The sequence below is a fragment of the Micromonospora alfalfae genome (assembly GCF_022230925.1).
GTDB classification, from domain to species: domain Bacteria; phylum Actinomycetota; class Actinomycetes; order Mycobacteriales; family Micromonosporaceae; genus Micromonospora; species Micromonospora alfalfae.
Genome location: NZ_JAKKFH010000007.1, coordinates 1 through 24311 on the forward strand (window position 1 = coordinate 1; position 24311 = coordinate 24311).

The window sequence follows — 24311 nt, forward strand, 5'->3', positions numbered from 1 at the left end:
GCGGCCCGGCTGCCGAGACCGTGTCCGGCGTTGGCCCGGCTGCCGAGACCGTGTCCGGCGTTGGCCCGGCTGCCGAGACCGTGTCCGGCGTTGGCCCGGCCACCGAGACCGTGTCCGCTGTTGGTCCGGCTGCCGAGGCCGTGCCCGGTGTTGGTCCGGCTGCCGAGGCCGTGCCTGGCGTTGGTCCGGCCTCCGAGACCGTGCCCGGCGTCGACGGGGCCGACCAGATCGCGCCCGGCTCGGCCGCACCGGGCAGGCCCGGCGAGGGCTCGGCCGCGTCGGGTGGCGAGCCGATCGCGGACCCGCCGGGCCGCGACGACCGGAGCGACCACGACGGGGGTACGGCCTGATGCCGCTCTGGGTGGAGTTGGTGCTCCGGATCGGCGGCGTGGTGGTCGCGTTCCTCACCCTGCCGTTGCTTGTCGGCCAGGCCGAGCACAAGGTGATGGCGCACATGCAGGGTCGGCTCGGCCCGATGTACGCGGGCGGCTTCCACGGTTGGGCGCAGCTCGTGGCCGACGGGGTCAAGTTCGTGCAGAAGGAGGACATCACTCCGCGCGAGGCGGACCGGGCGGTGTTCCGGTTGGCGCCCGCGGTGGCCCTGGTGCCCTACCTGCTGGTGTTGCTCGTCATTCCGCTCGGTCCGAACGACCTGGTCGGGCAACCGTTGGACATCGGGCTCTTCTTCGTGCTGGCCGTGGTCGGCGTCGGGGTGGTGGCGGTGCTGATGTCGGCGTGGGCGTCGGCCAACAAGTACAGCCTGCTGGGCGGGTTGCGCGGGGCGGCCCAGTTGCTCGGTTACGAGCTGCCGCTGGTGCTGGCCGCCGCGTCGGTGGCGATGGCGGCCGGCACGCTCAGCCTGTCGGGCATCGTCGAGGCGTGGCAGCCGTGGTGGCTGCTCTGGCAGGCACCCGCGATGATCATTTTCTTCGTCGCCGGGCTGGCCGAGATCCGTCGGCCACCGTTCGACATGCCGGTGGCCGACTCGGAGCTGGTCTTCGGCTACATGACCGAGTACACCGGTCTGCGGTTCGCGTTCTTCCTGCTCGCCGAGTACGTCGGCATCGTGGTGATCGCCGCGCTGACCACTGTGCTGTTCCTGGGTGGTTGGCAGGGCCCGTTCGCCGACGACCAGCTGGGCTGGCTCTGGACGCTGCTCAAGATCTTCGCGGTGTCCTTCGTGATCATCTGGCTCCGGGTCTCCTACCCCCGGCTGCGCGAGGACCAACTCCAACGCCTCTGCTGGCTGGTCCTCGTACCCGCATCCCTCGCTCAACTGGTCCTAACCGCAGCCGTCCGCATAGCCCTGTAACCCAACCCCGCCCCGCAGCCCGGCCCCGCCGCGCCCCCGCCGCGCCCCGCCCGGCCCCGCCGCGCCCCCGCCCCGCCGTGCCCCGCCGCGTCGATCAAGGAGTTGTGGTGGGTGACAAATCACCCGGACACCCGTAATTCAGGCACCACAACTCCTTGATCGACGGGGTAGGGAGGTCGCCGACCCGCGATCTTGCACTTACTGTGCCGACAAAAGGGGCGTAGTGCTCGAATCGGCAACCAAAACTGCAAGATCGGCGGGGCGGACGGGTGAGAGCGCGGGCGGGCGGGGCGCGGTTGGGCGTGCGTCGGCGGGCGGGCGCGAGTCGGCGGAGCGGACGGGTGAAAGCACGGGCGCGGGGCGGGCGGGGGGTTGTTCGTTTAGGGCAGCGGGGTGTGTTCGGGGTTGACTGGTTCAACCGGGGGTGGGGGCGGGGTGCCGTCGCCGAAGGGGCGGCCACCCAGCGCTTCCCGACCGTGTGGGGTGAGCCAGTTGGACAGGTCGGGGCCGAGCGGAACGATCCCGGTCGGGTTGATGTCGCGGTGCACCTCGTAGTAGTGCCGCTTGATGTGGTCGAAGTCGATGGTGTCGCCGAACCCGGAGGTCTGGAACAGGTCCCGGGCGTACGCCCACAGCACCGGCATCTCGCTCAGCTTCTGCCTGTTGCACTTGAAGTGGCCGTGGTAGACGGGATCGAAGCGGACCAGGGTGGTGAACAGTCGCACGTCGGCCTCGGTGATGGTGTCGCCGACCAGGTAGCGCTGGTCGGTCAACCGCTCGGTGAGCCAGTCCAGCCGGTCGAAGAGCTGGTGGTACGCCTTGTCGTACGCCTCCTGGTTGCCGGCGAACCCGCACCGGTAGACGCCGTTGTTGACGTCCCGGAACACGACGGCGTTGACCTCGTCGATCTGTTCCCGCAGGTGCTCGGGGTAGAGCTGCGGGGCGCCCTCGCGGTGGTACGCCCTCCACTGCGTGGACAGGTCAAGGCTCATCTGCGCGTAGTCGTTGGTCACCACCTGCCCGGTCGGCACGTCCACGATCGCCGGCACTGTGATGCCGCGCTCGTAGCCGGGGAAGCGCTTGAAGTACGCCTCCTGGATGCGCTCGATGCCGAGCACCGGGTCCCGGCCGTCCGGGTCGAGGTCGAAGGTCCAGCTCCGGGCGTCGTGGGTCGGGCCGGCCACCGCCATCGAGATGGCGTCCTCCAGGCCGAGCAACCGCCGCACGATGATCAGTCGGTTGGCCCACGGGCAGGCCCGGCTGACCGCCAACCGGTACCGGCCCGGCTCGACCGGGTATCCGTCGCGCCCGTCCTCGGTGATCCGGGTGGCGATGTACCGCTGGTCGCGGGTGAACTCGCCGCCCGGCTCGACGTACTTGCCGCCTTTTTCCTCGCCCACGTCGCCCTCCCGGTCTGGTCAGTGTCTCTACCCAATCCTCGCGGATCTACGGCGCACCGTGGTCCCGGTTACCCTGCCGGCATGACGGACGTGGAGGCGGCGGCCCGGCGGTTCATCGCCGATGTGTGGAATGCCCGCCAGGAGGAGTCGGCGTACGAGCTGGTCGCCGAGGAGTGCCCGGGGCTGGGCGGCACCGGGCCGGAGGCGACGTTGGCCTGGCATCGTGAGCGCCGGGCGGCCTTCCCGGACCTCCGTTACAAGATCGTCGACGTGGTCGCGGCCGGTGAGCGGGTGGCGGTGCACTGGCGGGCCGCCGGCACCCACGTCGGGCAGTTCGGGCCGGTGCCGCCGACCGGGCAGGTGGTCAGCTATTCGGGTGCGACGTTCCTTCGCTTCGACGCGGCGGGCCGGATCGTCGAGGTGTGGAGCTGCAACGAGCTGTTCCAGTTGCTGCAACAGCTCGGCGTCGAGATGCTCCCACCGGTGGTCGGCGGGCCCGCTGCGTGATTCGGCTGATCCGCAGGTGACAGTGCTCCTCGGGTGAGCCCTAGGGCCGTAGACCTGTGGGTGGTGGTCGCGCGCGCCGTGGCCACAGGGCAGGATGGTCGACATGAGTGACCCCAGCGAGCGCGGTGCCACCGGCGAACGCGGCCTTCCCGGCGCGGGCCTGGTGAAGGGGCTGGCGGTCACCCTCAAGACGATGACCAGCCGTTCGACCACCCAGCAGTACCCGGACACGGCTCCTGATCTGCCGCCGCGCTCGCGTGGTGTGATCGCGCTGTCCGAGGAGAACTGCACTGTCTGCATGCTCTGCGCCCGCGAGTGTCCGGACTGGTGCATCTACATCGACTCGCACAAGGAGGAGGTGGTGGTGCCCGGCGCCGCCCGCCCCCGCCAGCGCAACGTGCTCGACAAGTTCGACATCGACTTTTCGCTCTGCATGTACTGCGGCATCTGCATCGAGGTCTGCCCGTTCGACGCGCTCTACTGGTCACCGGAGTTCGAGTACGCCGAGTACGACATCAAGGACCTGCTGCACGACAAGGACCACCTCGGTCAGTGGATGGCCACCGTTCCGCCGCCGCCCGCGCACGACCCGAACGGCGAGCCGGCCAAGGAGGAGACGTCCGCCGCGCGCAAGGCGGCCGCCTCCCGTCCCGCTCCGCCAGCGGTACGTCCCGACGCCGACCAGGATCCGGCGTCGTGAGCGCCCGAGCCGGAAGGGCGCCGCGGTGACCGGCGCGGATGTGCTGCTGGTCGCCCTCGGCGCGGTGGCGGTGGGTGCCGGCGTGCTGGTGGTGACCACGAAGCACCTGGTCCGGGCCGGGCTCTACCTGGTGGTGTGCCTTGGCGCGTTGGCCGGTGACTTCCTGGTGCTCAGCGCCGAGCTGGTGGCCTGGGTGCAGGTGCTGATCTACGTGGGCGCGGTGGTGGTGCTGCTGTTGTTCGCGGTGATGCTGACCCGGGCCCCGATCGGCGCTTCCGACGACCTGGACCGGCCTGGCTGGCCGGCCGCGCTGATCGGTGGCGGCGCCGGGCTGGGGCTGACGGCCCTGCTTGTCGACGCGTACCGCTGGAGCACTGTCACACTGCCGCACGCCGGCACCGCCGAGCGGTTGGGCGAGCAGATCTTCCAATCCTGGGTGCTGCCGTTCGAGGTGCTCTCGGTGCTGCTGCTCGCCGCCCTGGTGGGCGCGATCGTGCTGTCCCGTCCGGACATCGGCCGAGCCGCCCCGCAACGCGACGGCCGGGCGGCCGACCTGGTCGACAGCGAGCCCGGGGGTCGCCGGTGAGGCCGGTCATCCCGTACGTCACCGCCGCGCTGCTGTTCGGCCTCGGCGTGTACGGCGTACTGCGCCGCCGCAACGCGGTGCTTGTGCTGATGTCTGTCGAGTTGATGCTCAACGCGGTCAACCTGATCCTGGTCACCGCGGACACCACGGCCCGCGCCGTGCTGCCGCACTCGGGGCAGGTCTTCGCGCTGTTCGTCATCGTCCTGGCCGCCGCCGAGATCGGGGTGGGGTTGGCGATCGTCCTTCAGCTCTACCGGCTGCGGGCGACAGTCGCGGTGGATGACGTGCCGCTGACCGAGTCGCCGGATCCCGTCGGTGGGCGCGAGCCGGCCGTCGGAGACTCGGAGGCGGTCCGGTGACCGGGCTGCTCGGGGCGCTGCTGCCCGCCGTACCGCTGGTCGCCGGGCTGCTCGGGCTGCTGCTGCCACCGGCCCCTCGGCGCGACAGCGCGACCGGCGGCGACCGCGCCCGGACGGCCGCCGTGACGCTCGGCGTCGCCGGTGCGGCCGGTGCGCTGGCGCTGGCCGTCGCGCTGCTGCTCACTGTCGACGGGCCGATGGAGACGTCGGCCACCTGGGTCGACTTCGGTGGGCTGGCGGTGACCCTCGGCGTACGGCTGGACGGGGCCGCCGCACTGGTCGCGGTGGCGGTCACCGCTGTCGCCCTGGCCGTGCAGGTCTACTCGATCGGTTACCTGCGGCGCGGTCCGCACGACGACGTCGACGTGGATCACCGCTACCCGCCCTACGCCGCCCAGATCAGCCTCTTCACCGGTGCCATGTTGCTGGTGGTGGTCGCCGGGGACCTGATCATGTTGTTGGTCGGCTGGGAGGTGATGGGCCTCTGCTCGTACCTGCTGATCGCCCACGACCGCCGACTGGCCGGCGCCCCCGCCGCGGCCATGAAGGCGTTCCTGGTGACCCGGGTCGGCGACGTGGGGTTCCTCCTCGGCATCGCGCTGCTGGGTGTGTCGACGGGCAGCTTCCGGATTGCCGACGTGCTCGCCCACGACCACTCCGGCGCGACCTTGACCGCCGCTGGCCTGCTGCTGCTCGCCGGTGTGGCGGGCAAGAGCGCTCAGTTCCCGCTGCACACCTGGCTGCCGGACGCGATGGCCGGCCCGACCCCGATCTCCGCGCTGATCCACGCCGCGACGATGGTCGCCGCCGGGGTGTACGCGGTGGCCCGGCTCTACCCGCTGTTCACTGCCGCGCCGGTGACGCTGACAGTGCTGGGGGTGCTCGGCGCGGTCACGCTGCTGCTCGGCGCGCTCGCCGCCACCGCCCAGGACGACATCAAACGCGTGCTGGCCTGGTCGACGGTGTCCCAGTTGGGTTACATGACCGGCGCGCTGGCGGTCGGTTCACCGTCGGCAGCGCTGTTCCACCTGCTCACCCATGCCGCCTTCAAGGCGCTGCTGTTCCTCGCCGCCGGCGCGGTGATCCACGCCGTCGGCACCACGCTGATGTCGGAGATGGGCGGGCTGCGGCGCAGCATGCCTGTGACGTTCTGGTGCACCGTGGTGGGCCTGGGCGCCCTGGCGGGGGTGCCGCCGTTGGCCGGTTTCTGGAGCAAGGACGGCGTGCTGACTGTCGCCGAGTCGGCCGCGCTGGAGGGCACCGGCCCGGCCCCGTCCTGGGTCGGCTGGATCGTCTGGATCGCCGGGCTGGTCGGCGTGGCGGTCACCGCCTGGTACGCAGGTCGGCTGCTGTTGCGCGCCTTCTTCGGCGCACCGCGCCTGCCCCTGGTCCAGCCGCACGACCCACCGGCGGTGCTGCGCTGGCCGGTGCTGCTGCTGGCCGTGCCGGCCGCGCTGCTCGGTCTGGCCGGTTTCGTCGGGGCGTTCGCCGACCGTCTGCGGTTCCCCACCGTCCCGGTGGCGGGCTCCGAGGACGGCCTGGTCCACCTGGGGTCGGGGGTGCTGCTGCCGCTTGCTTTCCTGCTGTTCGGCGCCGCGCTGGTGCTGCTGGGCTGGCGGCGCGACAGGGCCGCCGACCCGGCGGCCGCGCTGGGTCCGCTGCGGCCGGTCTTCGCCCGCGCGTTCCGGCTCGACGACGTCCAGCACACCCTTGTCGTACGCCCGGTCCGCGCGCTGGCCCGTGCCGCGCGAACGGGTGACGAGGTGGTGGTGGACGGCGCTGTCGAGGGCAGCGGGCGAGCCGCGTCCGGTCTGGGCGCGGGGCTGGCCGCGCTGCACCGCGCGGCGCTGCCCCGGGCCGCCGCCGGTGTACTGGCCGGCGCGCTGCTGATCGGCCTGGCCGCCGCACTGGTGGGAGTCAACCGGTGAGCGCGAGGAGTGAGCCGGGTTTGCGAGCCCCGCAGTCGCGAACAGAGGCGGTCCGGTGAGCGCGAGGAGTGAGCCGGGTTTGCGAGCCCCGCAGTCGCGAACAGAGGCGGTCCGATGACGCTTGGGCAGGGGTTGCTGGTCGCGGTGCTGGCGGTGCCGGCGCTGGGTGCGGTTGCGGTGGCGGCGACGCCCCGGGACCGGGTGGCCCGGCTGGTCGGCACTGTCGCGGCGGCGTTGACCCTGTTGGCCGCGGTGCCGCTGGTGTTCGGCGGTCGGGGCTGGGTCGCCTGGTCGGGCAACGAGCCGGCGGTGCGCCCGTGGCACCAACTGGACCTTCAGTGGGTGCCCGGTCTGGAGTTGCGCTTCCACCTCGGCGTCGACGGCATCTCCTGGCCGCTGGTGGTGTTGACCGCGCTGCTCACGTTGCTCTGCTGCGCGTACACGATGTGGCGGGTTCCGGACGGCGGCAGCGGCCGGGCGCTCGTCGCGCTGCTGCTGGTGGTCGAGGTGGGCATCCTGGGCACCTTCCTCGCCCTGGACCTGGTGTTGTTCTTCCTCTTCTTCGAGGTCGTCCTGCTGCCGATGTACGCGATCATCGCCGGCTGGGGTGGCGCGGAGCGGCGTCGGGCGGCCCGGAAGTTCGCGCTCTACACGCTGTTCGGTTCGGTGTTGCTGCTGGTCGGCGTGTACGTGGTGGTCGCCGCCGCCGGCACCGCCGACCTGGTGACGTTGACCGGTGGCGCGGGGATGTCCCGGGGTACCCAGTTGGCAGCGTTCACACTGCTCGCGTTGGCGTTCGCGGTGAAGAGCCCGCTGTGGCCGTTGCACTCCTGGCTGCCTGATGCGCACACCCAGGCACCCACTGTGGGCAGTGTCGTGTTGGCCGGTGTGCTGCTCAAGATGGGCACGTACGGCCTGATAAGGGTCGCGGTGGGGGTGGCGCCGGAGGGCGCCCGTTGGGCGGCGCCGGTGCTCGGCGTGCTCGCCGTCGCCGCGATCCTGATCGGATCGCTGGTCTGCCTGGCCCAGTCGGAGGTGAAGCGGCTCATCGCGTACTCAAGCGTGGGGCACATGGGCTTCGTGCTGCTGGGCGTCGCCACGCTGACCGCCACCGGCATCCAGGCGGCGTTGATCGGCAACGTCGCGCACGGGGTGATCACCGGCCTGCTGTTCTTCCTGGCCGGGGCGGTGAAGGACCGTACCGGCACGGGTACCCTCGCCGAGCTGTCCGGGTTGCGGGAGACCTCGCCCCGGTTGGCGGGTCTGCTCGCGTTCGCGGCGATCGCGTCGCTGGGCCTGCCCGGGCTGGCCGGTTTCTGGGGTGAGGCGTTCGCGGTGATCGCCGCAGTGCAGGTGGGCGGTCCGCTCTGGACCACCCTCGGGGTGCTGGCGGCGGTCGGTGGGGCGCTCACCGCCGCGTACTTCCTGCGGTTGTTGCGTCAGGTCACCCACAACCGGCCGAGCCCCGCCGTCGGTCGGGTCGGCCCCGGTCTGGCCGGTGCGGAGTTGACCGCCTGGGTGCCGCTGGTGTTGCTCGCGTTGGCCATCGGGCTGGCGCCGACTCTGGTCCTCGGCGTCGCTGAGGCCCCTGTCGACGCCCTGATCGGGGTGGTCAAGCCATGAACGTCGTGCAGAGCGTGGACAGCGTCGCGCTGCTGCCGGCCTACCTGGCCGCCGGCACGGCCGTGCTCGTGCTCATCACCGACCTGCTCGTGGCCCGGCCACGGGCCACCATCGCCGTGGCCGCGCTCGGCGCGCTCGGCACCGCCGTCGGCTCCGCGCTGGTCGGGATGAGTGCCGAGCGGCGGACGTTCTGTGTGGGCGCCGACTGTTCCTGGATCTTCGGCGGTCGGGCGGCAGTGGTCGGCGTGGTGGTCGCGCTGCTGACGCTGGGCGTGCTCGGGCTGTCGGTGCCCGCGCTGCTGGCCGGACGGTCACCGACCGGGGAGTATGCCTTCCTGTTGGCGTGCTCGATGACCGGCGGTGTGGTGCTCGGCGCGGCCGGCGACCTGATCACGCTGATCGTCGCGCTGGAGACGCTGACCCTGCCGCTGTACGTGCTGGTCGGCCTGCGCCGGGGGAGCCTCGCGAGCGCCGAGGCGGCGGTGACCTTCTTCGTGGTCAGCGTGGTGGCGACCACGCTGACCCTGCTCGGCGCGGCGCTGCTGTACGCGGTGACCGGTGGGCTGCACCTGGACCGGCTCGGCGCGTTGCTCGCCGCGCAGCCGGAGCTGCGGGACCTGCCGTTGACCACAGCCGCGGTGGCGGTGCTGCTGGTCGGTCTGGCCTTCAAGGTGGCGGCGGTGCCGTTCCACGCCTGGGCGCCGGCCACCTACGACGGCGCGCCGCTGCCGGTGGCCGCGTACCTGTCCACCGCGTCGAAGCTGGGCGGCCTGGTCGCCCTGCTCGCCGTTGTGCAACGGGCGCTGCCGGCGGACCAGACCGGTCCGGTGCTGGCTCTGCTCGCCGTGCTCACCATGACCGTCGGCAACCTGGTCGCCCTGCGTCAGCGGCGGACCGTCCGGCTGCTCGCCTGGTCGTCAGTCGCGCAGGCCGGGTACATCCTCGCGCCGTTGGGAGCGTTGGCGCTGGCCGCCGGACGCACTGACGAGGCACTGTCCGCCGCGTACGCGGCCGCCCTGGCGTACGCCGTGTTCTTCGTGGTGTTGGAGCTGGCCGCGTTCGCCGGGGTGACAGCGCTGCGGCCGGCGGGTGCGGACGGGGGCACGCTGGACGACCTGCGCGGGGCAGCCCGGCGGCACCCGTGGCGGGCTGCGGCGTTCGGTCTCGCGCTGGTGGGTCTGGCTGGTCTGCCGCCGGGGCTGGCAGGCCTGTTCGCGAAGGTGACGGTGGTCCGGGCGCTGCTGGACGGTGGCGCGGCCTGGCTGGCGCTGGTGGTGGCGCTGAACGCCGTGATCGGGCTCGCCTACTACCTGCGGGTGACCGCCGCGCTCTGGGCGCCGAGCACGACGCCCGGCCCGGCCGCGGCGCTCGCCGGTGGCGGAGCGTCGGGCGTACCCGTGGTGGGTGTGGTGGCGGTGGTGCTCGCGGTGGCGACGGTGGCCGCCGTGGTGCTCGGCGTCGCCCCGCAGTTGGTGCTCGACCTGGCCGGTCGCTGACCCCACCTGGGCTTCGGTCTCAGTCAACTCTCAGCGTTGAGACGGATGGTTGGTGGGTACCGGGTTGTTACACCGGTCAGCGGATCCCGGCGATCCGTGCACCGAAGGAGACATCGTGCACCACAACCGTCTGAAGACCGCAGCGCTGCTTGGCCTGCTCAGCGCCCTGATCCTGGCGGTGGGCTACTGGTTCGGCGGCAGCGGCGGCCTGGTCATCGCCGTCGTCGTGTCTCTGGTCATGAACGGCGTCACCTACTTCTACTCCGACAAGCTCGCACTCCGCTCGATGGGGGCGCAACCGGTCACCGAGGCACAGTTCCCCGAGCTGTACCGGATGGTCCGGGAGTTGGCCACCGACGCCCGGCAGCCGATGCCGCGGCTCTACGTCAGCCCCACCGCGCAGCCCAACGCGTTCGCCACCGGTCGCAATCCGCAGCACGCGGCGGTCTGCGTGACCCAGGGCATCACCGAGATCCTCGACTACCGTGAGCTGCGCGGCGTGATCGGGCACGAACTGTCCCACGTCTACAACCGGGACATCCTGATCTCCAGCGTGGCGGCCGGCCTGGCCAGCATCATCACCCTGCTGGCGAACCTCGCCTTCTTCATTCCGCTGGGCGGCGGGGACGACGAGGACCGACCCAACCCGGCTGTGCTGCTGCTCACCCTGATCCTGGGCCCGATCGCCGCCACTGTGATCCAGTTGGCGATCAGCCGGAGCCGCGAGTTCCAGGCGGACGCCTCCGGCGCTGAGCTGAGCCGCGACCCGCTGGCCCTGGCCAGCGCGCTCCGCAAGATCGACGCGGTCGCCCGACGTCGGCCGTTGCCGGCTCAGGGCCAGCTCACCAGCACCGCCCACCTCATGATCGCCAACCCGTTCCGGGGCGGCGGCATGGCGGCGCTCTTCTCCACCCACCCGAAGATGGAGGACCGCGTCGCCCGGCTGGAGCAGATGGCCCGCAACTCGGGGCCGGTGCAGTTCCAGCGCTGACCCGCTGATCCACCGCCTCCGCCCGTACCCGGCCGCGCCGGGTACGGGCGGATCGCTGTGTCGGAGACTATTCCGCTGTCCTCCTGTCAGGCAGCGGCGTTAGGGTCATAACGGCTCACGCTCGTTACATCCTCGGGAGGTTCACGGTGTCCGCGCTGCGTCAGTACCTGGGTGTCTGGCGGATCCCCGGCGCGCCCATGCTGCTGATCACCGGCATCATTGGGCGGCTCGGAATCGGCATGACCCCGCTGGCGCTGCTCCTGGTCGTCGAGCAGGTGACCGGGCGCTACTCGCTGGCCGCCATCGCCGGTGGCATCTACGCCCTCGCCGGGGCCGCGCTCAGCCCGGTGGCCGGACGGATCGCCGACCGGATCGGCCCCAGCCCCGTCCTGCTGCTCACCGCCGTGGCCCACCCGCTGGCACTCATCGGGCTGCTGCTGGCCAGCCGCTCCGGCGACGACGCGCTCCCCGTCATCTACCTGACCGCAGGCGTGGCTGGCGCCACCTACCCGCCGCTCAGCGCCGCCATCCGAGGCGCATGGAACGACCTGACCGGTCCCAACTCCGGCCGATACCACCTCCGCAACACAGCGCTCGCCGCCGAGACCACGCTGTTCGAAATCGTCTTCGTCCTCGGCCCACTGCTCGTCGCCGGCTTCGTCCTCGTCGCCGACGCGGCGGCCGCGCTGATCGGCGCGGCAGTGGTCACACTGGTCGGCACCACCGCCGTGGCCCTCGGCCGGGTCATGCGCGGCTGGCGTCCGCACCCACAGGAACACCACGCCCGTGGGCTCGGCCCACTGAAGGTCCCCGGCTTCCCGGCCCTGCTGATCTGCGTCGCCGGCCTGGGCATCGCATTCGGGGCCGCCGGTGTGATCGTCCCGGCGTTCGCCAGCGACCACTCCACCGGCGACCCGGAGAGCCTCGCCGGCGTCCTGCTCGCGGTCTGGGGAGTCGGCAGCGCCCTCGGTGGGCTCTGGTTCGGCGTCCGCAAGCCAGCACCGAACATGACCCGGCAGTTCGCCCTGCTGCTCGCCGCGCTGGCCGCCACCTTCGCCGTGTTCGCGGTGATGCCCACCCCGCTCGCGCTGGGCGTCGCGCTGGTCGCCGGTGGGGCCACCATCGCGCCCGCGCTGACCCTGGAGAACACCCTGGTCGGCCGGATCGCCCCGACCGGCATGTTGAACGAGGCGTACACCTGGGTGGTCACCGTCGCGGTGGCGGCGAGCGCCGCCGGCGGCTCGCTGGCCGGCGTGATCGTGGACCACGCCGGCGGTGTCCGCTGGGCGTTCCTGTTCGCCGGGGCGGCGGTCGCCATCGGGGCCGCGGTTGCCGCATTACCCGCCGGGCCCATCGCCCGCGCGGAAACCGCAGCGGTACGCGCCGAACACCCCGTCCCGGTCTGACCTGCTCGCTTTTGCCTGTCTTCAGTGCGGCTTCCGGTCGGCTTGATCCACCCGGCGGCCGTGCCGCCTGATCCACCCGGCGGCCGTGCGCGCTTGATCCACTCGGGTTCCTGGAAGTCGGGGTGTCCCTGCGCGGCGGACGCCCCGACTTCCAGGAACCCGAGTGCCGTCCGCCTACCCTGGGCTCATGGCCAAGCTTCTATATTCGGCGACGGCGTCGCTCGACGGCTACATCGCCGGCCCCGGCGGCGACATGTCGTGGCTGAGCGACCACCTGGGCGGCGAAAACCCGACGGCGGAGCGCCTGCTCAACAACGTCGGCGCGATCCTGGCCGGCAACGGCACATTCGGCGGCGACGACCCGAACCGTGGCACCGACAGCGAAGGCGCGTTCGGCGGCCAGTACCACGGGCCGGTGTTCGTCCTCACCCACCGGCCACCGGCCGAGCCACCCGCGGACGTCACGTTCGTCGGTGACCTGCACACCGCCGTCGCCCAGGCCAAGGAGGCCGCCGGGGACCGGTATGTCAACATCCTCGGCGCCAACGTCGCCAAGCAGTGCATCGAGGCCGGGCTGCTCGACGAGGTCCTCATGTTCTTCGCCCCGGTCCTGCTCGGCGACGGGGTCCGCATGTTCGACCACCCCGGCGGCACCAAAGTGAGGTTGGAGTCGCTGCCCGGCGAGACCCAGCACTGGTACCGCGTCGTCTACTGAGCCCGCGTACGGATGGGGTGAGCCACATGGAACACGTCGACGACCCGGATCGAGCCTTCGGCCTGCGCATGACCACCCGGCAGTGGCGCCACCTGGATGGCGCGGTCGACAGCGAGGTCAGCGTTGCGGCGGAGAGCGGCGATCCTCACCAGCTCGTGCAGACAGGGTCAGGCATCCGCGAAGCGGGATGGGATCAGATCGCGCACTGGACCCCCGGTGTCGCCGGCTCGGGGAACTGGCCGACCGACGACGAGGAAGTCGCCGTCAAGCTGTCGCGCAGACAATGGGAGCTGGCTGCCCAGTGCGCCGCGCACTGGGCAGCTGTCGCCGGCGACGTGGGCCACGAGCAGGAAGCGGCCGTGCTGCGCTCTGTCCACGCACTCGTGGTCGACGGACTCCGTGCGGAATCAGCCTGACCAGCGGGCGAGCCGACGCACAGGGCGACGACCACCGCGTCGACGGTGACCTCGACCGGGCCGCGCCTCCTCGGTCTGGCGGTTGTCCCGGTTCGCTTGCCAGGCGGCCGACGCCGGCCAGGGCGGTTGATGCCGGCTCGGGCGGTGACGTCGACTCGGATGGTTGATGCCGGTCTGAGGGACGGCGCCGGCCCGAGCGGATGACGTCGGCTCGGGTGAGGTCGACGCTGGCGAGCGGATGGCGCGCAAGCCGAGGTGCCGAGCGACGGCAACCAGGCGGCCTCCGGGCATGCCGGGAGTAGGTCCGGGTACCTCCCAGGCGTGACCTTCTCGATCGCCGCACGGTGCCGGCGTACCGGCCAGCTGGGGGTGGGAGCCCTGAGAGCCAGACCTGCGGTCGGCAAGCTCGTCGCACATGTCCAGTCGGGCGGCGGTGCGGTGGCGACCCAGGCCACCCCCAATCCGTTTCTGGCCTATCACGGCCTGCCGTTGCTCGACGAGGGCCGCCCGCCGGAGGAGGTCCTGACCGAGCTGCTGGCCCATGACCCGGGCCGGGAGGTGCGGCAGGTCGGCATGGTCGATCACCACGGCCGCTCGTACGCCTTCACCGGCTCCCGAACAAAGGGCTGGGCCGGACACCGCACCGGGCCGGGTTACGCGGTGCAGGGCAACCGCCTGGTAGGCCCGCAGACCCTCACGGAGATCATCCGAGTGTTCGAGGAGAGTGCGGAACTCGACCTGGCGGAGCGGCTCGTCCTGGCCATCGGGGCCGGCGAGGAGGCCGGCGGTGACCGGCACGGCGCGCGTTCGGCGACCGTCGTGGTGATCGGGGATCAGCCGTACCCGCTCTCGGACGTGCGAGTCGACGACGCCGAGCATCCGGCGCGGGAACTGCACCGGCTGCACGGCGTCTTTCGGGAAGAGGTGCTACCGACCATCCGCGGGATGCCGACCCGCGACGATCCCATGGGCGAAGCCGCACGGCAGGCGCTCGGGGCGCAGATGGTGGGCAGGACACCGGCAAACGCCGTCCACCAGCAGACAGCAACGCCGGGAACCGACGAAGCCCTGTGAGTAGGCGTCCGATGCATCCAGCGGTCCCCGGTCTCGCCGCACCCAGCCAGGCCCTGCGCCTGCCTGACTTCGATGTCGTAGAGCCCCGGCTGGTCGGCAGCGGCTTGAGCGGCGGTCGCCGTCCTACCTGTAGTTGTTGAACTGGAGGGCGACTCCGAAGTCCTCGCCCTTGAGCAGCGAGATGACCGCCTGCAGGTCGTCGCGCTTCTTGCCGGTCACGCGCAGTTGGTCGCCCTGGATCTGCGCCTGCACGCCCTTGGGGCCCTCTTCGCGGATCTTCTTGCTGATCGCCTTGGCCTTGTCCGTCTCGATGCCCTGGATCACCTTGCAGTCAATCTTGAAGATCTTGCCCGACGGGCGCGGCTCCCCGGCATCCAGCGACTTCAGCGAGATGTTCCGCTTGACGAGCTTCTCCTTGAACACGTCCAGTGCGGCGCGGACGCGCTCCTCGGTCTCCGCCTGAAGACCGATCGCCTCCTCGCCAGACCAGGAGATCTCAGCGCCGGTGCCGCGGAAGTCGAACCGCGTCGCAAGCTCCTTCTCCGCCTGCCGAAGGGCGTTGTCGACCTCCTGACGGTCAACCTTGCTCACGATGTCGAACGACGGGTTCGCTGCCATGTTTCTGCTCCTGCTGTCCGGCGGTCTGGGCCTGCCGTCGGCCGCCGACCAGCGGCACGACCCCCTGACCGTACCCGGTTGCGTAGGTGCCGGGGGGAGCCGCTATCCTTGCTTCCGCCGCCGCGTTACGACGCGGTGGGGTGCCCTGGCGGGTTGCCCGAGCGGCCAATGGGAGCGGACTGTAAATCCGTCGCGAAAGCTTCAGAGGTTCGAATCCTCTACCCGCCACCAGGTGCAGACACGGCCCCTGACCAGCAGAGATGCTGATCGGGGGTCGTTGTCGTTTGTCTAGCCAAGTCTGGCTGGGTCCAGCCGATGACGACTGGTTGTGGGCAGATGGTGGGCAGGTCGATCTTGCCTCTCATTGCTTCTCTGGGGGCTGCGAACGCCCGTGTTCCGGGGGTTGCCGGCCTGGCGTGATCGCACCTGGAGCACCGGCTGAGGCTGCCGCGGGCTTAGCTGGATGCTTAGGTAGCCCGGGGGCAAGCCAGTCCCGGGGTTGGACTGGCGCGGCAGTCGGAAGCCCTCGCCCTCGATCAGGTCGACATGCCGGCTTCCGTGCCGCCTGGCCTTGGTCGTGCTCGTCTGGATCAGTGGAGTTCGGGGCGGCGGTCCGGCGGCAGTCGGTGGCTCTCCGCCCCGGCGCCGGAGGCGGCCGGGGCGGCTTGCCGCCGGCCGGCTCACCGCCCGCGCCGTGCGGAGCGCGGCGCCTTGATCCAGAACATAGGAAATCGGCAGCAGAGTGGGGGATCACAAGTGGGGGCAGATCACACGTCGGGTGGCACGCCGGACCGAGGGATCTCGCTTACAAGCTCTGTGCGACGCATCCAAGCACGTCTGCGAACGGTTGCAACTCCGGATCGAGTTTGTGCCAGTGCGTGTCAGCGCCAGTATCCGGCCTCGTTGCCGTCAGCAATGCTGTCAACAGCCAGTTTCATGGATAGCCAGGCGGCCCAGTTCGGCACAGCTAAGTTGGCGCTAGGTTTGACCCATCACGGCGTTCGTTGACCTTTCGTCGAAGCCGGCCGTCAGGCCGGCTGCTGAGGACGGACCCCCGACAGCCCGAGAGCGATCGCACCTTTTGCACCTTTTGCCTACTACAACTTGACACACCAGCGTGTCATGCTGTTCGCACCTATCCTGGGGAGAGGGACAAGGGCGACGACGGAGGGCGGCAGAGATGGCCACGAAGACCGGCGCCGAGTTGATCGAGTTCGGAGAGATTTCCGCCGAGGACCAGCAGGGCATGCTGGAACGTGCAGCACGAAGCCTGCTCAACCTATCTGCGACAGAGTTCCGCCAGCGCTGGGAGGCTGGGCTGTACAGGGAGAACGAGGACCCCCAGGTCACACAGGTAGCAATGCTGCTGCCCTGATGCCTGGTCGGACCCCGTACAACGCATACAGCGCGTTCGTGATCCCGCTCGCGAGCGCGCTGTCTTGCGTCGCAAGAGCGAAGATCGTGTGCACAAGTGGCGGTAGCAGCCAGCTTGGCAAGATTCATCTACTCCTGTTGGGCGGCGTCGATGAAGGTGCCTACGTCAGGCTCAAGGGTGGCGTTGACCTTGAGCTACGTGCCCGGATGCGATACGAAATCATCGAAGATGACCGTGAAGGCATGGGGCCGTTTCGGGTTACTACCCGTTGGTATGAGTACTCCCTTCAGGAGTCTGGTGGTCAGGCAGTAGTCGAGTACCACTGGCATCCGGGCGGGAAGTCTCACGAAGACCGTCCACACGTACACCTTGGCACCGCCCAACTTCGTCCGAACGCCGTCATGACGAAGAAGCAACACTTGCTGACTGGGAGGGTGACCTTCGAGCAGGTGATTCGCCAAGCCATCGAATACGGTGTCGAACCGCTGTGCGCTGACTGGGACGACAAGTTGACGGCAGCTGAGACGCCGCACGTTCTCTACAGAACCTGGAGCGTCGCGCCGAACATGCGTTAGGGGCGATGCAAGGGAACGGCTGCGCTTGGGGCAGCTCAGTTAGGCGGCCTCCACTACGCTGAGGCCGCCCGTTGGGTGCCTGGCATCGCGTAGCGACGGCCTCAGCGTAGTGGAGCTGTCAAGCCGCTGACATCGGGCGCAGCAGGCCGCAGCCGGCACGGTCAGCCTTAGCTACATACGGTTGAGGGAATCTCAGCGTCGCTGAGCGCGCGCTCGGCCTGCCTGCGGCCAACGCAGACCAGCGGCGTCATGGCCCGTTCAGGCTAGACCGTCGTTGACCCTCGTCAGCCCTGGAATCGGGCACGCAACACGGGCACGCCCCGCCCCCGGTGCAGTATGCCCAGTAGGGCTGTGGCATGGCTCGTTCCACTGACAATCCCGGCGACATGCTGGGCAACCTTCCACTACTCCGTGTCATTGGGGCCTTCCAGCGCGTTGCGAGGTGGGTTACGGTCGTGCATGTCTACATCGGAGCTTCGGAGGACGCATGGCGCGACGCAAGGGCCTGATTGCTCAGATGCTCGACGCGCGCAAGCAGGCCAAGAAGCTCCAAGCGCAAGCAGAGGCGCGCTGGCACCGCGAGTTGATGGCCGAACAGAAGCGTCATGAAGCCGAGGCCAACCGCGAGGCTAAGCAAGCCGAGGCAGCTGCGAAGAAGGCAGAGGCAGCGCGGCTGCGGCAGGAAGTACAGGCGACGCGTCTAGCCGACCAAGCAGAGGCGAAGGCAGCCCGGGAGGCCCTCCAACGCCAGCGTGTTGAGGAACGTCAGCGAGCTGCTGATGAACGTTCAAAGGCGCAGGAGGCAGCCGCTGCAAATCGCCTGGCGGAGCGGGAGACACACGCTCGCAAGACGGCAGAAGCGGAGTTTCGGACTGAGGCCATCAGCACGAGGATTGCCGAGTACGAACAACTGCTAGCCCACAGAAACCGACGGGCCGCTGGAGCCGCCCTTGAGCTTAGGGCGGCGTTGACGCACGGCGGACCGAACGCGTTCGTTGAGCGTCTACAACATGTCCTCGCCCAGTCGCGATACCCAGAGGGCCTGACAGGCAAGGTTGCCGCTCACTATGATTCGGCCTCCAGTGAGCTGCTGATCGAATACGAGCTACCGCTTCGAGACGTGGTGCCCAGCCTCGCGGCCTACCGTTACACGGCGACGAAAGGCATGACTGCGATACCGCGAAAGGAATCCGACACCAAGAAGCTGTACGGCAACCTCCTAGCTCGATTGACGTTGCGAACCATTGATGAGACGTTCGACGCGACTCCTCCAGATCTCATCACTAGCATCGTCTTCAACGGCTACGCTTCGACCAAGGACAAGGCAACTGGTCGCGCCATTCGCCCGCTGCTCATGAGCGTGGGCGCGGAGCGTGACAAGTTTGCCGTTGTGCAGCTCGATGAGCCAGAACTGGACCCGGTGCTCTGCCTTCGCAGCCACCTGAATGCCATTGTCTCCCCGCACCCGTATGACCTAGAAGGCGTCAGGCCAGTCGTTTCTTTTGACCTTTCAAAGTACAAGTTCGTCGATGGAATGGATGTCGTTGCCGGCTTGGATAGTCGTACGGACCTACTGACACTTTCTTCTGGAGAATTTGAGCATCTCATCCGTAGCCTCTTCGAGAGCCTCGGCATGAAGTCCTTGGTTACGCAACCCTCTAAAGATGAAGGTGTCGACGGTGTCGCTGTCAATGAGGATCCAATTGTGGGCGGGCTTTGCATCATTCAAGCAAAGCGTTACAGCAAAATCGTCGGCCTAGAAGCTGTTCATGCGCTTGCTGGCGTTATGGACCACAAGCGTGCAGCCAAGGGCGTCCTCGTCACTACCTCTTGGGTCGGCAAGGCGAGCCGCGACTTCGCCGCAGCAAATGGACGCATCGAGATTATCGAAGGCCGCAATCTCAAGCACCTACTAAGGGAGCACCTTGGCCTCGACGTCCTGATTGGTCTAGAGAAGATCCCACCGGGCTGGAACAGGGCAGACCTGGAGTAGAAACAACTGCATCGGGTTGATGGACCAGTGTGCCCCCTGGAGACTCCTTGACCCCTAGGTAACGATCAGGACCCGGCAACCTGCCCCGACACTCGACTTAGGCTGGCATCCGCGTCCTTCATCGTTCATCAGCGTCCAGGTGTGTACGCCCGGATGCCGGTGGCCCCCGAGTTGACCGGCCTGCCGTCGCTCACTTAGTCATTCAGCTTTTTGAACGCTCCTGGATCTTCTGACTTCCCTCTAGCAGGCGAAGTGCGTCCTCCACCAAGTCCAGGTATTCGAAGGCCTCGTCTTGAGTAATTGTGCGACCAGGGAAGTCTTTGGCGTGATTGGCAATGTTTCTGAGCTGTCGCATGTCCTCAATTGCGTTCCCAGAACTTGCACCGAGGATGCCCCGAGTCACTAGCACCGACAGGTCATCCCGAATGGTTCGAATGCGGCGATACCCTGCTTCTGGCGGCAGATAGGGCGTCGCGAGATCCCTTACTGCGCCTTCGACCAGATGGAAGCCGCCGATGACCCCGAGGGCTGGAGAGAGGGAAGCCACGTCTCTAAGCCGCCGTAAAGCTTCCTGCGTTTCATCCGACTCACCTTGTTCCTCGGTCGGATCGCTTGTCGACTCTGCTTCGAAGCCGGCTCTAGCTTCTTCTGTCAGAATGGCCCACTCAGCCTCGACAGGACCCGCTTTGAGCCTCGTTAGACCCTTTCCGAGTAGGTCGTTCAGTTTCCGTCTCAAGATTAGGACGACCGCTACTACAGTGAGGGGCCATGCAGCCGACTTAACCACACTGGACACGAACTGAAGCCAGGTCACCCCACTGACCTTAGGCCTCCAATCCGTCTTCCGCCGACCCGCCGTCCTGGGGAGCGGGCGGTGGACTGGTCGGATTGCCCGTGTCGTCGGCTGGCGGGATGGCTGGCGCAACCACCCACGGACCGCGACCTGCCGACGGACCCCTCGGCCATCTCGGAGTCGTCGCGCCCCCGCCAGAGGCGCGGTAACCGCGACCGACCCGCCGCCACCCGCTGCACGGATCCGGCGTGCCCTTTCCCGCGCCGCTCGGTTCGGCTCGGCGCGGCCGGCTGCCGGTCCGCGAACATCGAACACCCTCGGCGCTACAGTCTGCGGCGGCCCCGGCTTCCCGCGCTCCGCGCCTGCCGCCGGTCGTTCTGCATGGCCGGCGTGGAGCGACAGCGGAGCGTGCGGCCCGTCCTCGGCCGGCCTTCAAGGACGGAATGGTCTATCGCTCTGCCTGAAGCAGTCGGTAGGTTTTGACGACTGTTCCGACGACTCCGTTTGTCCGAGTGAGGCTCTGTTGTTCCATTAGGGCCGCGCCCACCTCGACAGCGAAAAGGGCTGCAAGCTCTGCGTCAGCGGCGACCTGGCGCTGTTGCGTTTCCGTCTCGGAGCCTTCGTCTGGACCGCGCTCACGTTGGCGAGGGGTTGCGTAGGTGCCGCGGCCGTGTTCGGTGGACACCAAGCCTGCCTCGCGCAGCGCGGCTATTGCTTGACGAACCGTGCCGCGCGCTGCCTGAAACTCGGCGGTGAGCGCGCTCTCGGCCGGCAAAAGAGTTCCGGGCGGGATGATGCCGCTCTCGATGCGCTCTCTCAACTCTTCGGCGATGGCGCGGTAGCGGGGCTGTCCGTAGTGCGGGGTGGGCACCTGCTCACCGTACCTGGCACTTGTCTTACCAAGTGCCAACCAAGTGACCTGTTTCGACGTATGGACAACTCGTCCACTTGTAGATACGTTTCCTTGTGTGCGGCTGAGGTGACGGCTCGTGTCAGGGGTGGTCTCGCGCCGGCCCTTGGTCGCACCTGATGCGCGGCGTCCTGACGGACCGGTTGCGGTAGCCGCGCGTACAAGTTGGCTCGGCGGTACCCGACCCGTCCGGCGTCGGACGGTGCGCCGTGCCTTCATCCGGGCCGGTGGCCGGCCGCATTCCCCCGCGGCTGGCCACCGGTCCCCGCCTACCTGTGGAGGTGCGATGTCCGACTCCCATCGTCGACACCATTGGCTCTCGTCCTGGTGGTCTCGGAGACGCCCATCTGCCTGGAGCGCCAGCAGCAACGGTCGGTCGAGTCCTGGCACGGCTTCTACAACCTCCTCGCCTTGGTGGTCGACGGGCGCCACCCGGGAATTGCCTGTGCTCCGGTATGCGCCCTTGATGACGCGAGCCCAGCTCTTCCGAGGCAACGGCGGGCGGTGGCCGCGATGAGTCGTACGAGCAAGCCGCCTGCCGTCACTAGCCACCCGGACTGGTGCGCCCCGGATCGCTGCGGCTACCTGGTGCCGCCGGTGATGACGCATATGGCCCGTCGTCATCGCGGCCCAATGCAGAGGGCCGGCGACAGTCGAGCGGGCGGGCTCGTCGTCACGTACCTCATCGGCAGCGACGCTCTGGGTGGTCCCATGGTCGGTGTTCATGTGACGTGCCGGGCCGGGAATTCCTGGGCGGAGTTGTCCTTGCCGCAGGCAGCCCAACTGGTTGAGCAACTTCGCGGATCGCTGGCCCAGGCCACCGGGCAGCAGGGGGCCGGCGATGAGTGAGGCTGCTGCCATCCCAGAGAGGCCGTCGCCGTCGACGATCGCGCCGGTCGTGTGCCCGGTGTGGTGTCGAGGCTGTGGACCGAACGACCCGATGCACCGCGGGCTTCTCTCCACCATCGGACGGGAGCGGACCGGCTGGGTCACCGTCCAACTGATCGTCGACCGGTTCGCCCGCCGGGACCTGGCCGTGAAGCTCGATGCGACCCGATACGGCGCGACGCAGACCGTGCTTCTGTCGCCCGCGCAGCTGGACCGGCTCATCGACGAGCTGGTGTACGCCCAGCTGGAGATGCTGACACCGGCAGAAGGCGGCGAGCGGGCCGGAGAGACGCGGTGAACGCCAACACCCGTCGGGGCTCAGTCGTTCCTCGTACTCCTGGCCTGCGTCCTGCGCCGCCACCGCGAGCAGCGGTAACAGTGCCGCCGGTTCCTGAGCGGCCCGCCGGCGGGACCACCTGGCAGACGTTGGAACGTCTAGGGGGTACGGTGACCGGTGTGCAAGGCCGGGACTGGCGCCCTCGCTACCTGCAACTCGCGGAAGAGTTGCGGGCGAAGATCGTGGGCGGCGAGCTGGCCCCCGGCACCCTGATGCCCAGCGAGACCGAGTTGGCCGACACCTCGGGCCTGTCGCGCACCAGCGTTCGAAACGCCATCCGGCAGCTCCGAGAATGGGGCCTGGTCCGCGCGGAGCAGGGGCGCGGCACCTACGTGCGGGCACCCCGCCAACGGGTACGCCGTCGCAACACCGAGCGGTACCAGTGGGAGAAGGATCGCGTCCTGCTCGACGAGGACGAGCGGCTGAAGACGGGCGCCACCGAGCACGACACCGGCCTGACAGTTGACGACCTGAAATTTCACGCCGAATACTCCCGGGTGGAGGCGGATTCGGAGATGGCGGCGGCCTTGCAGGTCGAGCCGGGTACGCCGCTGCTGCGCCGGGTCTACTGGACGTCGTCGCGGCACGAGAACGCCCCGCTGACCGTGTCGTACTCCTACCTGCCGTACGACCTGGTGGCCGCGAACCCGGACCTGCTCGACGCGGGCAACGAGCCGTGGCCGGGCGGCACCCAGCACCAGCTCTACACGCTCGGCATCGAGCTGGACCGAATCGACGACGAGATCCGCGCCCGCCCGCCGTCGCCCGATGAGGCCGAGTTACTGGACATCGACCCGGGCGTCTCCGTGCTCACCGTGCGGAAGACGTCGACCGACACCACCGGCCGGGTCGTCGAGGTCGCCGACGTGGTGATGCCGGGCGACCGCACCGAGCTTGTCTACTCCCACAAACTCCAGCGGTGGAAAACTTGACGCAGCTCGTCTCGGTCGTCACCCCGGTCCACGCGCCCAGTATCGAGTACTTGGCTGGCGCCTACGAGTCGTTGACCAAGCAGGAGATGCCGGCCGGGTGGGACTGGGAATGGCTGGTCCAGGAGGACGGGCAGACCGGCGCCCTGGTCGACGTGCTGCCCGACGATCCCCGGATCAGTCTGGGCACCGGCCGTCCCGGTGGGCCTGGTGTTGCCCGTACCCTCGCTCTCTCCCGAGTCTCCGGGCAACTCATCAAGGTGCTGGACGCCGACGACCAGTTGACCCCCGGCGCACTTGCTCGGGACATCGCCGCGTTCGACGCGCACCCGCAAATCGGCTGGACCACCTCGCGGGTACTCGACCTGCTGCCCGACGGGTCGACCGCCGGATGGGACAAAGACCCGGCCGGCGGAGTCGTCGACCGCGGTTCGGTCCTGTCGTTCTGGAAGGCGAACGACTACCGGGCATCGGTGCACCCGGCGACCCTGTGCCTGCGGCGGGATCTCGTCTTCGCATTGGGCGGTTGGATGGCGCTGCCGGCCTCCGAGGACACCGGCCTCCTGCTCGCCGCTAACGTGGTCAGCGCGGGCTACTTCACCCGGGAGTACGGCCTGCTCTACCGCAAGTGGCCCGGCCAGGTCACCAGCCAGGCCGCTCACCGGGAGCCGGCCGAGTACCAGGGACGGATGAGGATCATCGAGGCCAGAGCCAACGCCCTGGCCTCGATGATCCCGAACGGTTTCGGCGGCAGCGCTACGGCGTAGCCTCGTGCCCCGGCATCCCGTGGGTACGCCGCCGCTCCTTCATCTCCGCCTCGAAGATGTGCCGTCGGCCGCCGGCTAACTTCTCCCGCGCGTCCTGCTCGATCTCCTGGAACGCGGCGTAGTAGCCGTCGTCGAACTCCTCCACGATCTGGAACGTCCACCGACCGGGGAGCAGGTTCCGCCCCAACAGTTCGCGCTCGATGCGGTCGGCGACCTCAAGATGCCCGGCCTCCCGCATCAGCTTGACCACGTGGTCCAAGGTGAGGTCCGCTCCGCCGACAAGCTGGTGGGCTGAGTAGAGGTGGCCTCTCACGCGATGGATCGTCTCCATGGCCTTACTCAGCTCACCTAGTGCTTCAACAGTCTTATCAGCCATGCCGGGCGCCCTGGCGTGTGCTTCGTCAACAGAGCCCGTTTGATGGAAGGCGGTCACACAGCGATAGTAGACGGTCTCCCGCCTCCGTATTCATGGATCTTCATCCTGCCGCTCCGGCGGGAACGTCCAAGGCTAGTCCTTTGAGCTATAGAATAAGGCAGCTGCAAGCCCTGCCAGCATCATTAGCCCAGTAAAAACGGCGCCCGTGGCACTCCCGAACAAGATGACTAGTTCATT

General features: G+C 68.9%; 25 protein-coding genes, 1 tRNA gene and 1 pseudogene. 22 read left to right on the top strand and 5 right to left on the bottom strand.

What is annotated here, in order from left to right; all coding sequences use genetic code 11:
- Positions 1-350, top strand: a pseudogene (locus tag MED01_RS05805) (hypothetical protein); the annotation flags it as partial.
- Positions 350-1312 (top strand): complex I subunit 1/NuoH family protein, encoded by a 963-nt coding sequence (locus MED01_RS05810; RefSeq protein ID WP_030329816.1) that lies wholly within the window; start codon positions 350-352, stop codon positions 1310-1312. The pseudogene MED01_RS05805 and the gene MED01_RS05810, both read left to right, overlap by 1 nt.
- Positions 1313-1692: 380 nt before the next feature.
- On the opposite strand, the gene MED01_RS05815 is transcribed toward MED01_RS05810, so the two are convergent.
- Positions 1693-2712 carry a glutathione S-transferase family protein gene (locus MED01_RS05815; protein WP_238667493.1) on the bottom strand — a complete coding sequence of 340 codons (1020 nt, stop codon included), beginning with the start codon at positions 2710-2712 and terminating at the stop codon, positions 1693-1695.
- Positions 2713-2793: 81 nt separating this feature from the next.
- Between MED01_RS05815 and MED01_RS05820 the strand changes: the two genes are divergently transcribed.
- The 12 genes from MED01_RS05820 to MED01_RS05875 all read left to right on the top strand — a co-directional run bounded on the left by MED01_RS05820 (position 2794) and on the right by MED01_RS05875 (position 14513).
- Positions 2794-3219, top strand: coding sequence for an ester cyclase (locus MED01_RS05820; protein ID WP_238667494.1), 426 nt, complete (start codon positions 2794-2796; stop codon positions 3217-3219).
- Between the two features lie 103 nt (positions 3220-3322).
- Positions 3323-3919, top strand: coding sequence for a NuoI/complex I 23 kDa subunit family protein (locus MED01_RS05825; protein ID WP_238667495.1), 597 nt, complete (start codon positions 3323-3325; stop codon positions 3917-3919).
- 25 nt (positions 3920-3944) lie between these two features.
- The gene (locus tag MED01_RS05830; protein WP_238667496.1) at positions 3945-4505 is read left to right on the top strand and encodes an NADH-quinone oxidoreductase subunit J family protein; all 561 of its coding nucleotides are present in this window, start codon (positions 3945-3947) and stop codon (positions 4503-4505) included.
- Positions 4502-4864, top strand: coding sequence for an NADH-quinone oxidoreductase subunit NuoK (gene nuoK, locus MED01_RS05835; protein ID WP_238667497.1), 363 nt, complete (start codon positions 4502-4504; stop codon positions 4862-4864). The genes MED01_RS05830 and nuoK overlap by 4 nt, the downstream gene beginning before the upstream one ends.
- A complete protein-coding gene (locus MED01_RS05840; RefSeq protein ID WP_238667498.1) occupies positions 4861-6792 on the top strand; it encodes an NADH-quinone oxidoreductase subunit 5 family protein in 1932 nt (643 codons plus the stop codon). Before nuoK ends, MED01_RS05840 begins: the two co-directional genes overlap by 4 nt.
- A 114-nt stretch (positions 6793-6906) precedes the next feature.
- Positions 6907-8415, top strand: a complete 1509-nt coding sequence (locus MED01_RS05845) for a complex I subunit 4 family protein (protein ID WP_238667499.1) — start codon at positions 6907-6909, stop codon at positions 8413-8415.
- Positions 8412-9911: an NADH-quinone oxidoreductase subunit N gene (locus tag MED01_RS05850; protein WP_238667500.1), complete on the top strand. Its 1500-nt coding sequence runs from the start codon at positions 8412-8414 to the stop codon at positions 9909-9911. The genes MED01_RS05845 and MED01_RS05850 overlap by 4 nt, the downstream gene beginning before the upstream one ends.
- Before the next feature lie 115 nt (positions 9912-10026).
- Positions 10027-10902, top strand: a complete 876-nt coding sequence (gene htpX, locus MED01_RS05855) for a zinc metalloprotease HtpX (protein WP_124858758.1) — start codon at positions 10027-10029, stop codon at positions 10900-10902.
- Positions 10903-11048: 146 nt separating this feature from the next.
- The gene (locus MED01_RS05860) at positions 11049-12308 is read left to right on the top strand and encodes an MFS transporter (RefSeq protein WP_238667501.1); all 1260 of its coding nucleotides are present in this window, start codon (positions 11049-11051) and stop codon (positions 12306-12308) included.
- Positions 12309-12495: 187 nt separating this feature from the next.
- Positions 12496-13023 carry a dihydrofolate reductase family protein gene (locus tag MED01_RS05865; protein WP_238667502.1) on the top strand — a complete coding sequence of 176 codons (528 nt, stop codon included), beginning with the start codon at positions 12496-12498 and terminating at the stop codon, positions 13021-13023.
- A 26-nt stretch (positions 13024-13049) separates the two neighbouring features.
- A complete protein-coding gene (locus tag MED01_RS05870; protein ID WP_238667503.1) occupies positions 13050-13439 on the top strand; it encodes a hypothetical protein in 390 nt (129 codons plus the stop codon).
- 321 nt (positions 13440-13760) lie between these two features.
- Positions 13761-14513, top strand: coding sequence for a DUF1028 domain-containing protein (locus MED01_RS05875; protein WP_238667504.1), 753 nt, complete (start codon positions 13761-13763; stop codon positions 14511-14513).
- Between the two features lie 123 nt (positions 14514-14636).
- On the opposite strand, the gene MED01_RS05880 is transcribed toward MED01_RS05875, so the two are convergent.
- Positions 14637-15131 (bottom strand): YajQ family cyclic di-GMP-binding protein, encoded by a 495-nt coding sequence (locus tag MED01_RS05880; RefSeq protein ID WP_091402478.1) that lies wholly within the window; start codon positions 15129-15131, stop codon positions 14637-14639.
- 147 nt (positions 15132-15278) lie between these two features.
- On the opposite strand from MED01_RS05880, the gene MED01_RS05885 reads away from it, so the two are divergent.
- From MED01_RS05885 to MED01_RS05900, 4 genes are all read left to right on the top strand, one after another.
- A tRNA-Tyr gene (locus MED01_RS05885) sits at positions 15279-15362 on the top strand.
- 949 nt (positions 15363-16311) lie between these two features.
- The gene (locus MED01_RS05890) at positions 16312-16506 is read left to right on the top strand and encodes a hypothetical protein (protein ID WP_124820934.1); all 195 of its coding nucleotides are present in this window, start codon (positions 16312-16314) and stop codon (positions 16504-16506) included.
- Positions 16507-16544: 38 nt separating this feature from the next.
- A complete protein-coding gene (locus MED01_RS05895) occupies positions 16545-17081 on the top strand; it encodes a hypothetical protein (protein WP_124820935.1) in 537 nt (178 codons plus the stop codon).
- Between the two features lie 487 nt (positions 17082-17568).
- On the top strand, positions 17569-19074 hold the full coding sequence (locus MED01_RS05900; RefSeq protein ID WP_238667505.1) for a restriction endonuclease: 1506 nt from the start codon (positions 17569-17571) through the stop codon (positions 19072-19074).
- Between the two features lie 202 nt (positions 19075-19276).
- Here MED01_RS05900 and MED01_RS05905 read toward each other — a convergent pair whose 3' ends face one another.
- A complete protein-coding gene (locus MED01_RS05905) occupies positions 19277-19888 on the bottom strand; it encodes a hypothetical protein (RefSeq protein ID WP_238667506.1) in 612 nt (203 codons plus the stop codon).
- A 427-nt stretch (positions 19889-20315) separates the two neighbouring features.
- A complete protein-coding gene (locus tag MED01_RS36015; protein ID WP_238667507.1) occupies positions 20316-20738 on the bottom strand; it encodes a GntR family transcriptional regulator in 423 nt (140 codons plus the stop codon).
- A gap of 351 nt (positions 20739-21089) precedes the next feature.
- Between MED01_RS36015 and MED01_RS05915 the strand changes: the two genes are divergently transcribed.
- The 4 genes from MED01_RS05915 to MED01_RS05930 all read left to right on the top strand — a co-directional run bounded on the left by MED01_RS05915 (position 21090) and on the right by MED01_RS05930 (position 23698).
- Positions 21090-21626: a hypothetical protein gene (locus MED01_RS05915; RefSeq protein ID WP_238667508.1), complete on the top strand. Its 537-nt coding sequence runs from the start codon at positions 21090-21092 to the stop codon at positions 21624-21626.
- A gap of 91 nt (positions 21627-21717) precedes the next feature.
- Entirely contained in the window at positions 21718-21963 is a 246-nt protein-coding gene (locus tag MED01_RS05920; protein WP_238667509.1) for a precorrin-4 C11-methyltransferase, read from the top strand.
- A gap of 149 nt (positions 21964-22112) precedes the next feature.
- Complete coding sequence (locus MED01_RS05925; protein WP_238667510.1) at positions 22113-22934, top strand: GntR family transcriptional regulator; 822 nt, start codon at positions 22113-22115, stop codon at positions 22932-22934.
- Positions 22922-23698 carry a glycosyltransferase family 2 protein gene (locus MED01_RS05930; protein WP_238667511.1) on the top strand — a complete coding sequence of 259 codons (777 nt, stop codon included), beginning with the start codon at positions 22922-22924 and terminating at the stop codon, positions 23696-23698. The genes MED01_RS05925 and MED01_RS05930 overlap by 13 nt, the downstream gene beginning before the upstream one ends.
- Here the strand turns inward: MED01_RS05930 and MED01_RS05935 are convergent.
- Positions 23688-24074, bottom strand: a complete 387-nt coding sequence (locus MED01_RS05935; protein ID WP_238667512.1) for a hypothetical protein — start codon at positions 24072-24074, stop codon at positions 23688-23690. The two genes, MED01_RS05930 and MED01_RS05935, sit on opposite strands and share 11 nt — an antisense overlap.
- Between the last annotated feature and the right edge of the window lie 237 nt (positions 24075-24311).